The organism is Bacillus sp. AFS059628 (genome assembly GCF_002571225.1).
GTDB lineage: Bacteria > Bacillota > Bacilli > Bacillales > Bacillaceae_G > Bacillus_A.
Map to the genome: position 1 here is coordinate 39,233 of NZ_NVEC01000019.1, position 12,811 is coordinate 52,043.

The window sequence follows — 12,811 nt, forward strand, 5'->3', positions numbered from 1 at the left end:
TTCCTACTAGATTTAATTTGAGGTTTACAATCTATTAATCAAAGAAATTATTCAACTCTTTACTCATAACGTTCGATGTTTTTTGCTTTGGTTTCTCGATTTTACTAAGCAGAGACTGCGAAGTGTTTTTCTTATTTTTTTGCTGAGATTTTAAGTGCCCTTGACGTTCTTTATAACTCATAGGTTTATATTCTAATTGCTTCTCATCCTTTTTCGAATGTTCTTCTAGATTTTTTTCTAAGTTTTCTTGAACCGTAATACTAATAGATTCGTAAACTTTTGCTACATCTTCATCTAGCTTATTTTCTTCGGTATGATTAAGCGTTTCTTCAATTGGAACTGTGTTGATTTCTACTTGTGTTTCTTCCGACTCTGTTATTGTAACGGGAAGTCCATCAGATGCGAATTCTTCAAACAGTGGTTCAGTCTCATCAGGAATCTCGGAATGAATAATGGAATCTTTATTCCAATCTTGCTCTAACATAGTAATAGATAATTCTTTGTTTATTTCTGCTACTTCCATGTTTATTTCATAGCATTCGTCCATAGGAGGTAATTCTATATCTATGATTTCTTCTTTATCTTCTATCACGAATGGTTCTTTTATTTCAGTGCTTATACTTTCTAAATGTGTTTCTTCTGCTATAACAGGCAGTTCATTATTTCGTTGTAGAGCTTCTATTAATCTCGATGCACGTGTATAACTAATTTTAAATGTGTCTTGTAGTACAGATATAGAGGCACTTCCCGATTCTTTCACAAAACTTAAAACATCGTCGTATAGAATATCCTTAAAGCAGCTAGTCTCCTCTTGTACGGATCCTTGGTCTTCGCTTCCAATCCTTACTTCCTGTGGAATTGTATTATCAGATGAATGAGTAGTATTAACACTTGTTTCTTCAAGCAAACTACTATTATTTGAAATTAATACTTTACGAGGTCCATCCCCTGTGTAAGAACTTACAACTTGATTTTGTTCTAATTTCTCAATACATTGCATAGCCTTCATATAGCCAATCTTGAATTTTTTTTGCAGAAGAGATGACGAGACTTGTTGTGATTCAATAATAAATTTTTTAATATCTTCATACAACTTCTTTTCAGATTCATCATCAGCATTTCCATGCTGGTTCATAGCTGCGGGATCATTAGATAAGGTTTCATTTTGAGACTTGTGTTCCTTATAATCTTCTATCGATACAATGTGTTGCTGCTCCCCGCTTGTTTCCATGGAGTTATTCTGTTTAACCTCACCTTCTTGGATAGGTGGTAATGGTTGTATTTGCTTCATGTTTTCTGCATCTACATGCTTCATAGGATTTGCTTTTTCAATAGATTCACTAATAAGGCGAAGACGCTCATTTTCCCAATATTCACCTGTTTTTGTATCTACTTGAATGATTGCTTGGGCAAATTCTTCCTTTGGTACAAAGTTACTTGTAATTTGTTGTACAGGTTGCACATGATTATCTTGTACGATACGAGCAGCACAAATGAATGCACCTTGTGCCATGATATCCCCTGGTGACATAACAACTTCTTTTGTTTTCTGGTAGGTTGATCCTAATCGACTAACTGGATTCTCTTGCATAGGAGAAATACCCTGTTCGGATTCTGCCTCTTTAAATTCCTCTTTTTCACCAAACATATCAGAGAAAACTTTTGCATCATATGGTGTTACATCTCCAAATATCATTTTGTTACGGAACGAACCTAGTAAAGTAAACATGTATTGCTCTGTGAAGTCGAGAGCTAATTGCGATAGTGTTTGGCTAGCAATTGTTAGAATTACTTTATATTTACGAGATTGTGCAGGGAATTCTTTAAACGGCCGCACAACGTAATCCGGGAACTCATCGACAATAATATGATGGTAAGGTGAGACGTTTGGTTCTCTACGGAATACCGCATTCTGCATACTAAGCAATACAAATTTTCCTAATACGTTTGAAAGGTCTGCTAATTCCCCTTTCGCAGTATTAACAAGTAGAATGCCACCCTGCTCTAAATGGACATCAAAATCAAAATCAGATTTTCCAAATAAAACACGTCTTATTAAAACGTTAGAAGCTAAATCTTTTAAGATGTTGCGTAAACCTTTTACATATTCTTCTTCTCTGTCATAATGCATCGGTTGTCCGCGGTGTTTTCCTAATTTATAAACCGCTGGTTCACCTTGAAAATCCATTTTTTCACGAATGGTATTATCAAACCATTCATCAATACCTTTTATAATTTTATATTCATTTTTTTGATCACGTGAAGCTGCTCCACTTTGAACAAAATCATATAACTTCTCGACCTGTACCTTTAATAGTTTATGCATACGGTGAACACGTTCTACATCGTCATACATCTCAATCAAATCGTCGAAAGTGACATCTTTTTGCGGGTTATGAAGCTTTAATAAATAGATGTGTTGTTTAAGGTGGTTACGTTGAGCTTGTTCAAAGAATGCATTGTTAGATTCAGACAAACCTTGAATAACCATTGCAAAAACCTCTGCTACTTTATCAACTGGTCCCCGCAGAATGTTTATATTTTTGGTATCAGGATTAGTTGGATCAATGTAATAAACCGAGCTTGCTGGAATCTTATGTGCCTGTACCAATTTAAATACTTTTTGACATAAATCATTACTGGGTTCAATAACAGTGACACCATTTAAAAATGTCCCTTTTACTTCTTCAGTATCATAATCCTTCTTTTTATAAGCAGTTTCAAACTTATTTATGAAACGCACCATCCAATGTAAATCTTGATTTATCATAGGAATAATTAAACTTGATGTTTTACCAGAACCAATTGGACCAATAATGATACCATTTAACGTTCTATCTTTCCCTTTAATCCGGACCATTTCTTTATGTTCAATATGCGGTCCAATTTCTACATCAGGATATATTTGTTCTTCTTGGCTATTAAACCATTTTTGTAACTTATGATTTTTATATTCGTATTTTTGTACCCACTTTAATATCTCTTCTCGGTAACGGACAATATGGCCACTATACCAAAGTGTAAATAAAATCATAAATACTGTAGGTAAAAATACAAAAATCATAGTGAGTGTGTGAAAATTCCCTGTTAAAACATGACCTAAGGCCTCATACTCACCAAAATTTAAATGCTTTGATTTATCCGTAAGATATGGAATAACCTTTGCATGGATCGGAGCAGTTGCAAACCATAAAAATTGAATATCAACTGCAATATGAGAAGCAATCAAAATTATTAATTTCCCATTTTTCACATGCAAAGCAGGAATACGGCTGTAAAACCTAAAGCTGAACTCTCCTAATAGCAAAGAAAAGAACATTAAAACGAGCGGTATATATGTAATTTCTATAGGATAAGACGCTGGTTCAAATGCATAGTAGAGTAACTTGGTGTAGTTTACTAAACCGAATCCAAACGAAAGAATAAATCCGCTAATTAAGCCGATTGTAGTAAATAACGGTAATCGTTGTTTAAATGTCTCCATATAGGCTCACCTACTACTTACAGATATAGTTGAGCTTTATGTTTAAACTGGAATCGATTATTGAATTCTGGTTGGAATAGTTCCTTTGATTTTTCGAGAAAGAATTTTGCAGCATCTTCAGTTTGCTTTAAATATAAATCAATACTCTCTCTTTCACAGAGTTGGTTGTATTCTTCTTGAGAAAGTACCGCGATATTCACCTCAATTTTTTTATTCGTTGCCGTTTCAATTATGACATCGTACCAATAGAAATTTGGCTTCCCTGGAATTTGGATATCTTGAAGAGAAACACTAAACGTTGCTCCCTCTTCTGTTATATGATTAAGGACTAGTTCGGGGTTTTTAAATGCTTCTCTAGCAGACAGCACTCCTCCATTATTTGTTGCAAATTGTATAACCATTGCCTTTTTCCACCTTTCTCCATATAAAAAAAGGCAAGCGACACCCACTGTAAAAACAGCGTGTGTCGCTTGCCTTAAATTCATATGTTCTGATTTGATTGTATTTTTGAATGTTTGTTCAAACGTTATTCTAACACCTTAAAAATTAAAAATCAATAAAATCGTATACAAGTATATAAAAAATAAACGATTAGTATAATTCTACAAGTTTACGTCTTTTTGGATGAATGTTATTTGCAGTACGTGCCATAATCTGTTCATCTGCGTCGAGAGTAACATCTTCATTCTGGAGGGATAGCAGTAATACGTTGTCATAAGTGTCCATTAAAAGTATATCTCTAGCCTTTTTACGCTTTGGATAGATCACAACAAGTGGTACTCCCTCATCACCTTCTCTTCTAGAAAACACAACATCGTCTAATCTAGCAATCATGCGGTAATCATTTTCATTCCCAAAAATAAAGAAGAAATCCTGCATAGCATCTTTATCTCTTCTATACGTGCGTCTAAGACCACCATCTATTGTTTCTTTAAAGGTTTGAACTTTTTCAACAAATGCGTAACGCCAATCGGCATCGCCTACTGCACGTTGAGATAAAGGTAAAAGGATATCTTGTTCAAAGTTTTGATTATCATCTATTCCTAGAATGATATCTGAAATAACATCTCCAGCTTCTTTCAAAGAGCAGATGTGCATATTTAGATTTGGTAGATTCATTAAAAGTTCATGATACTCTCGCATAGAAAACAAGAGATTTTTCATACGTACGTATGGTGGTTCTCCATCTTTTGCAAGGAACATCGACTTGTCATACATAACAAAAACAACCGTTACATTCTTATCCGTTTTTTGCGCGTAATCTATGTACTTTCCTACTTTTTCAACTAAAGTAGCATTAGTTTCTTTACACATATCCATCTCAATATAAATATTTTTATTATGATATGAAATGTGTTCATCAGGAATCAAAGGTAACTGAGTCTCTTGAATTGTCATGTTTTTCTTTAGGTAATAGGAACGGATATCTAACTCATTTAATATTTCATTACTAAATGTCTTTTTAGTAATAGCTAGTAGAGTACGTACAAAAACTTCACGTGCACATAAAGTATGAAGTGTAATTACACGTGAATATCTTTTTTTAGAAACGTTTGGTGGAAGCTTTCCTATTTTTTGTAAGAATTCAATAGTTTTTTCTTTTAAAGAGAATGAAGCTCGTTTTGTTATACTATCCTCCCTTTTATCAATCTTTTTAGTTAGGACAGCACCGTATTTTGAGTATCGATCTAGCTTTGTGAATATGCTGGCTTCTGAATATTCTCTTCTCTCAAACGCACTATATAACGTTGTGATTTGTCTTGTTGTAAGAGCTCTTTTGTAATATAAAACTGTAAAAACAAATATGTCTGCTTCTTTTAGATAAAAATATTTCTGGGTACCTGCCCTTTTATATTTATACACTTTCTGCGGCACTATATACACCCCTTATTTATAATTAAATTTAAACAAAATCAGTAGTGTTTTATATACTATTACATCTAAATATTGATTGTAAAATAAAAAAAAATGAATTTGAGAATTTCTTTTCTAGAGATACCTATTCTTGTACCCCAGAGTTGGAGTGACAATGATCTTTCAAAATCTATAGTAAATCATTAGGCTCATGGGGTTTACTAGATTCCCCTGATTGTTAGGACGAAGTACTACTAGGTAACTAACAATTACTCAGGAAAAAGTTACTAATAAAGTGATACTATGCCGTCCTAACACGAAGCCGATTAAGATATTAAAATTTTGATGGATTACAATTATTCAAAAATTATAAAAGGATTTTGGGAATAAAGGGTGATTTTCTTTATTTATTATTAGATTGGATGTTTATTTTTAATACTAGTTTATCTTAGGAATTTAATTTTTAGTTTCCCTCTCTCGTGTTGAAACGGCGATTTAGTAAGAGGAAAATTAATGTTATTTCTAGCTTATCAATGGTACATTTCAAGTACATTCATAGGTTGTGTATATTAATCTAAGTTCTATAGAATTCTCATTCACTAAATTGTAAACCTATGTAATAAACTTGAGGAACCGTTTTTTTGTTTATATGAAATTGATAGAGTAAGAATGTTAGAAAGATCTAAGCAAAGTTTCAATTAGTTTAATCTATAAAGTATTTAACTAAATAACCTGTTGATTTTGTGGATATGATGTTAACAATCGTCCTTAATAAACTTTTAAGAGTTACTGAAATTGATAAGAAATCGGGTTCGTATATAGACCGCCCTTTTTTTATTACACATATATTTAGGTGAATTAGTAACACGATTAACATAACATTAACAATCTCTGATTTAACAAGAAGTGAACTGTGTAAAAGAATAAGCATTTATCAACATAAATACATGAGTGTAGTGCAAATTCTTAAAATACAGGCGTTTTTCATCATTTATATGCAAAGCTTATATGTAAAACTTATATATAAGCTTTGCATATGCACTTTATTATGTTTTGTTTATATATAATTGACAATTAAGGAGGTATTAGTTGTTGAAATATATAGTGTTATATATACAATGTATATATAAGTTGTGTATGTAAGGTGTATAAGATTATAATTAGATGATATATAGGTTTTTTGATGATAAAATAAAATCTTTTTTTATGTTTTTATTTCATGTAATCATAATGGTAAAAAAAATATTATAAAAATGTAAATTACATGAAGTGTCAAATTGACATATCATATGTACGCTTTGTATATACGTCGCATAGAAGAGTCTATGGGAAATATAGATTGTTTCTATTAGATGATATATAAAACTTATATAGAAAGTGTATATATACGTTTTATATAGAATGACTTGATATACGGTGTATAATGATGTACTATGTTCCTAGGAATAATTAACCAATGTTTTAGGGGGGGACAACTTGAACGAAACATTAAGTGAAAAATATCAAACAATTAAGTTTACAGATGAAGTAGTAAACATGTTTGCTGATATTCTTGAACAAGACGAGATACTATATAGTGTATTTCTATACATAGGAAACGTAGTAAATAAACAATTTCAAGAGACAAAATACATGAGGGGCATATCCATTAATGAAATAGTGGAAAATGTAGTTATAGACAGGCGAGTAAAGAAAACAAAAGGAAAATCTTATTCATTAGAGGTTGAACGTACAAATATATCAAGACGTTCAGCTGAAATAAGTGTAAGTACATTATCATCAATGTCTTTAATTTATGAAAAGACTATGCATCCATATAAATTTTTAATCTCTACTTATAGAGGACAACAAGTACTTATTGAGTTAGGGAAAAGAAAAAAAGTGAATAAGGAGAGATAAAATAATGGCAAAAAACTTCTTAAAGAATGAAGTAGCAGTTAAAATGACGATGGTTGGTTTTGGTCAAGCTGGTACTAGAATGGTAGACAAATTTGCGGAGTATAAGCATACAGATGGGACAGCAGTATATAACTGCTTAGCACTAAATAGTAATGACGGAGATCTAGCTGAATTAAAAAATGTACCCAAAAGCAATCAGGTTTCACTTAAATTAGGTGGCTTAGGTAAAAACCCAGAGCGCGCGGTTAAAGTTCTAGATTCAAATGAGGAAGCAAAAGAAAAATTAAAAGACTTTATCACTGAACGTGTAAGGCCATCGGATGAACTTGTTCTATTTTTTGCTGGATTAGGTGGAGGAACAGGAACTTCTACAATAATTAAGGCTATTGAAGAATTTTCGGCATTTCATAACAAACCGATAATTAGGAAAGAGTTACAAAAGGTTGCACAACAATATCCAATGGCTGAGATTAAAGCAAATCAAGCAAAATTTGCAAGAATAGCCTTTGAAAATGCTATTGAGCGTAAAGATTTTATTAAAATGGGAATTGTGGTGACACTTCCTGTCCGAGCTGATGGGCCAGATGTACTACGACAAGTAAATAAATTTTCACAAGAGATTTGGAAACTAGCGAATGACAAATCTAAAGGTGTAGCATTTGTAGTATTTGCTGATAACCAGCACTTTTATGATGAATTTAAGGAATTAAATGAAAATGAGAAAAAAGGTATTGCTAATTCCAGAGACTATGCAAATCAACGAATTAGTGAGATTATTCATGAGTTAAACACTGCTGCTAATGGTTCTGGAACTTCTGTAATACTGGACTCTCAAGACTTTAAACGTATTTTACTAGAAAAAACGGGCTGCTTAGTAATTAATAAAGTTTCTCGTAATATGAACCAAATAGAAAATAGTCATGCGATTATAGATATGTTCCAAGAGTCATTAAGAGGAAGTTCATTCCACCATCCAATTGATTTAATGAAAAGAAATAATGATGGTTCTGTTGAAGCATCGAAAGTACATCATTTTGGTATGTTGGCTATTTTGGATGAGCAAAAAAACATTGATGATTCCTTTATGGATGACGCTAAAGTAGAAGTTTCAAATAATCTACCTATAAATGGTACTGTATTTAATGGATATCTAATAAGTAAAAATGATTTCTTAGGAAGCGTGTATACGTTCTATAAAACTGATGCGTTACCATCAAGGTTATCTAAAGGGTTAGTAGAAGAATTTAATGAGTTTAAGGAAAGACAAAGTCAAATTCAATATACAAAGTCCCGAATTAGTACAATAGAGAGTATAGATGAGGATGAAGATTTAGGATTTGCGTTTGGAGATTTTATTGACATGGGGAGTGATGAAGAAGATAAAAATTCTGGGATAAATGAAGATGATGAATTAGCAGATTTTCTAGATCCAGATAAGATGTTTGGTACAACAAAATAATAAAAAAGTCTGGATAAACATCCAGACTTTTTTATTATTCTACAGCATTCATAAGAGATTTTATATAATCAATAATATTATCTTGTATGTACTGCTCAATGAAGAGTTGCTTTTTACTCAAATCTTCCTCTTTTTTAAACCAACCTGCTTTCCTAGTACGTTCCTCTTCAGGTTTACTATTCCACAGATTTTCTGCTTGTTTTCTTAATTCTTGTCGTGCTCTGTGCTCAATAATAAAATTATCAAGTCTATCTTGACGTTGACGCAATTTTATCGTTTCTTCATCCTCTGGCTGTGGCAATTGTTTAAGTATACTCTCCATTCTCTCTTCATAACGAGACTCAATATGTTTTATTTTCTCTTCTAACTGTTTAGATACCATTTTTTCGATGATTTCTGCAGTAGCCTGAAGGTTTAATTCAGTAGATACCTCATTTGATTGATTCTCTGGTGATACAGGTCTTAAATCAAATTGGTGTGGTAAAAGGTCAATAATTGCATCTAAAGACCATTTCTCATCCCTTTTTAGTTTAATAAATAGAGCGATTTCAAGATCTAATGCATTGTAGAGTTTTTCATTGGTATTTTGAGTTCTTAACGTTTCGTGAAGTCCTTTTTCCTCTAGAATATTGAACCAATTATAAACAGTATTATGATGACGTCCAACTAGTTTAGAGAATTCAGTTATTCGCCATGCTTTTTCAAAAACATTATCAGTTAATATATCATCATCGTTAATTTGATGGTCTTGTGATTCGTTTTTTTGTTCAATCATTGTAACTACCTCCTTAAAAATCAATGCATGAACACCCAATCTGAAATTAACATGTGAACTGAAATTAACATGTTAGGCAGTATTGTGGTGATATTCATATAAATCCCTATACACCCAGTGACTCATATGAAATCTGAAATTAACATGTTAGCATGTTCTTGTTGACAGAACATTAACTATAAATGCGAGAATATGCTTGGTTTATTAGTGTTATTATTAACTTCAAGTATATAAATGGTAATGTGCTATCAACGAAAATCTCGATTCTTTACATTAGTGAGATCAATGATAGTTGCTATGAGATTAACAAAACACGTTACTTAATACTAATGATAAGGAAATATAGTTGTTTTGTAAACAAGTTATAAGGAGATAATCATTGATAGTGAAGAAAAAAGTAGATTTAAGCTAGGGAGTTTAAATTGTAGTGTATAATTGTTAGAAATAAAGATAATAATATTACTAAATTAGTAGTATGTTATGAGGTCAAATATATTTAGAATATAGGATCGCCATCAACATAAATAAACTATGAGATTCAATACCCACTCCATGCTGCATGGAATATTTGAGATGGTTTTATGTGGTTACGGTAATTCTGGTGTTTTTAAACGTCCTAAAGACATCATTCATCTAATTTTAAACAACATATTCCATATTATAGTAGTGTCTTCCTGTTTAGAGGTAATTCTAACTCAGAATTGACATTAACATGAAATCCAACATTAATATAGAAAGTATAATGAGAAAAGGAATTCACTTAGATGTCAATGTCTTGTTAACTAACCATTGATTTAGTCCTACTTATATTTGCGGTTTTGTTTCACAATATGAAAGGATACATATTGTGTGTGAATAAAGAGTATGAAATCAACGTATCTACCAGCTATTGGACGATACGATTAAGAAGACTTTTAACATTATCATTAACATAAGATTGACATTTTTAAAGCCCATTATACCTATTATCAAATGCATATCAACCGAAAAGATTAAAATATTAACACTATAGTTTTAAAAGGTTTATTTATAGATGGAACTCTGTATTTCATTAGAAGTTTTATGTTTTTTAGTAATTCATGCGTTATAGTTTCAAGTTGCTGGTTCTCTGGCTATTTATAATATGTTCTACTAAGAAGTATTACTTTAAAAGGATAACAACGATATCAAATGGTAGCATGCATACAAAATACCTAAAATATTGATATGACATTAACATTTTTCCTGCGAATTTCGATAACATGTTAATGTCGGTTGATATGTCAATGTGATTAATTTCTAAAGAAAGCCTGAATTGTTTACATGACATTAATATCGCTTTTGATATTGTTTAGTTTTGAAAATTTGATTGAACATATATGTTTTAAGTTTTTTTGTATGAAACCACACGATCGTATTTAAGCAACTTCTTATATATAGCAATATGCTGAAAATTGTTTGATTGATAGGAGAAAACTTATTTAAATGAAGATGAGGAAAATTTGAATCTATATTTTTAATAGGATGTTAATGATATTGAGTGAATGTGTGTACTTGCTGCTTAGAAAATATTGATATGACATTGATATTTTCTGTTAAGTTTTCGATTACATGTTAATGTCGGTTGATATATTAATGTGAGTCGATTTTATAAAACGTAATTTTGCTGTGCACATAACATTAATATGGAGAATTATATATTAATGTTATGTGAATTCGAATTTATATAATGATTGTAAGATTTTCATGTAAAAACTCCGGATCTTTTGTAAGTAAGTTTCTGAAAATTAAGGTTATCCTAGGGGGTTCTCTAAATGAAAGAGAGAAGAACTTAAATGCATATTATTAATTATAAAAGTTATCTATGATGCAAATCCAGTTGTTATGTAGAATTATTATGGGATTATTTTATAAAAATTAAACGTGAAGAGGTATTGACATTTAATTTTTATAAAGATAATCTTGTACATGAATATTAATTGCAAAAGGGTTATATACGAATAAATAAAATTGAAATTTTTGCTAAACGGACGCACCGAAGGCACATAACCTGCCAATGGTGTGTCTTTTTTATTTTTGGGAGAGGAGTAAAAGGAAACTATGAATACGCACTTAAAATTTTCTGAACAAAGTCTTAATATTCATGGGGTTAAATTTTTTGATGGGCTATTAAACATCGTAAAACTAGAAAATGAAAGAAAAGAGTTACCATCTTCAGCTTTAGCTACTTACATCTTGCTTCACTTTGAATGCAATGATATAGGAATGCTACCACGTGAATTTCAAATAATGGATCTTGCTAAAAAAAGCGGGATTCCCTACACAACAATTTATACAGGGTTTCAAGTTTGTTTGGAGCGTAGACTCGTAAAAGAAACACCTGTTGGAAATCGTACCGTATATGAAATCGTAGATTATGCGTTGTATAACCACACTACAGCAGAAACTGCAAATATGACAGGTATATCGCTATCGTATTTCCGTATTCCATTTCACTTAATTCAAACGACTATAATGAGTAGTCTAGTAAAGGCTCGTGATAATAGAGGTATTATATTTCTTTTAGATTTAATCAATACTTTTTCAAGAAAAGTGGGTATGGAGCATTATAAACATAGAATTGAGGAGTTTCAGATTACAAGAAAGATGTCTTTCTTAAAAGAGAGATTAAATCGTAATGCAAAAAAAGTAAGACAATACATAGAAATTATTAACCCCATTGTGCAATTTACTGCAATTGATTCTAAAGAGAAGAAATCTAATGAAACAAGAATTACAAGTATAAGAAAACAGGTAAAACAAATCATCATTGAGAAGTTCAACGTTGTATTTTCTTCAAACTGCTTAATTGAGAATGATAAAAAAGAATTACATAGACCAGTAGCGAAGTGCAGAAAAGAAGCGGTGTCTCGTTTAAAACACATGGGACAGGCGTTACGAAAAAAAGATAAAGAAAATATAATGACCGCATTTAGACAAGAGATTGTTGATATCGCGATCTATTTACCAACAAAACAAAAACAAAGTGAATTACTAATTTACGCAATGACTTATGCATTAGATCAAGTTGAAAGTTGTATGGAACAGCAAGAAATGTTCTCTATTCCAGCATTTATGCGTGTTAAGTTTAGAGAGTCTTGGATAGGTTTTAAGGAAAAAAACTTGTCTACAGGGGAAAAACACGATGCAATGATAAATTATCATAAGAAGAATAGTGTTTATCCGGAATTCATGTGATTTTTTAAAAAATATATATGGCAGCCCTTGTTAAAAATTCACATAAAAGCAAGGGTTATTTGGCATGTTCTTTACTTAGAAGACATGCTTTTTTATTTAGGGAAATATATCTATAAGCATTTTA

At 31.4% G+C, this 12,811-nt stretch carries 7 protein-coding genes; 3 read left to right on the forward strand and 4 right to left on the reverse strand.

From position 1 onward, the window contains the following. Positions 1-34 precede the first annotated feature (34 nt). The 3 genes from COL05_RS08460 to COL05_RS08470 all read right to left on the reverse strand — a co-directional run bounded on the left by COL05_RS08460 (position 35) and on the right by COL05_RS08470 (position 5,359). Entirely contained in the window at positions 35-3,484 is a 3,450-nt protein-coding gene (locus COL05_RS08460; RefSeq protein ID WP_098668276.1) for a DNA translocase FtsK, read from the reverse strand. Positions 3,485-3,501: 17 nt separating this feature from the next. Next, positions 3,502-3,969 (reverse strand): hypothetical protein, encoded by a 468-nt coding sequence (locus COL05_RS08465; protein WP_098668277.1) that lies wholly within the window; start codon positions 3,967-3,969, stop codon positions 3,502-3,504. A 106-nt stretch (positions 3,970-4,075) separates the two neighbouring features. Next, complete coding sequence (locus COL05_RS08470) at positions 4,076-5,359, reverse strand: replication-relaxation family protein (protein WP_098668278.1); 1,284 nt, start codon at positions 5,357-5,359, stop codon at positions 4,076-4,078. Positions 5,360-6,814: 1,455 nt separating this feature from the next. Between COL05_RS08470 and COL05_RS08475 the strand changes: the two genes are divergently transcribed. Continuing rightward, positions 6,815-7,237 (forward strand): hypothetical protein, encoded by a 423-nt coding sequence (locus COL05_RS08475; RefSeq protein ID WP_098668279.1) that lies wholly within the window; start codon positions 6,815-6,817, stop codon positions 7,235-7,237. A gap of 4 nt (positions 7,238-7,241) precedes the next feature. Further along, complete coding sequence (locus tag COL05_RS08480) at positions 7,242-8,696, forward strand: FtsZ/tubulin family protein (protein ID WP_098668280.1); 1,455 nt, start codon at positions 7,242-7,244, stop codon at positions 8,694-8,696. Between the two features lie 34 nt (positions 8,697-8,730). Here the strand turns inward: COL05_RS08480 and COL05_RS08485 are convergent, their stop codons facing one another. Next, the gene (locus COL05_RS08485; protein ID WP_098668281.1) at positions 8,731-9,471 is read right to left on the reverse strand and encodes a MerR family transcriptional regulator; all 741 of its coding nucleotides are present in this window, start codon (positions 9,469-9,471) and stop codon (positions 8,731-8,733) included. 2,079 nt (positions 9,472-11,550) lie between these two features. On the opposite strand from COL05_RS08485, the gene COL05_RS08490 reads away from it, so the two are divergent. After that, positions 11,551-12,687 carry a hypothetical protein gene (locus tag COL05_RS08490; RefSeq protein WP_098668282.1) on the forward strand — a complete coding sequence of 379 codons (1,137 nt, stop codon included), beginning with the start codon at positions 11,551-11,553 and terminating at the stop codon, positions 12,685-12,687. Positions 12,688-12,811: the final 124 nt, after the last annotated feature.

Coding starts and splice junctions, on each gene's coding strand:
- COL05_RS08460 (WP_098668276.1), bottom strand. CDS start 3,484: ATGGAGACATTTAAACAACGATTACCGTTATTTACTACAATCGGCTTA.
- COL05_RS08480 (WP_098668280.1), top strand. CDS start 7,242: ATGGCAAAAAACTTCTTAAAGAATGAAGTAGCAGTTAAAATGACGATG.
- COL05_RS08485 (WP_098668281.1), bottom strand. CDS start 9,471: ATGATTGAACAAAAAAACGAATCACAAGACCATCAAATTAACGATGAT.
- COL05_RS08465 (WP_098668277.1), bottom strand. CDS start 3,969: ATGAATTTAAGGCAAGCGACACACGCTGTTTTTACAGTGGGTGTCGCT.
- COL05_RS08490 (WP_098668282.1), top strand. CDS start 11,551: ATGAATACGCACTTAAAATTTTCTGAACAAAGTCTTAATATTCATGGG.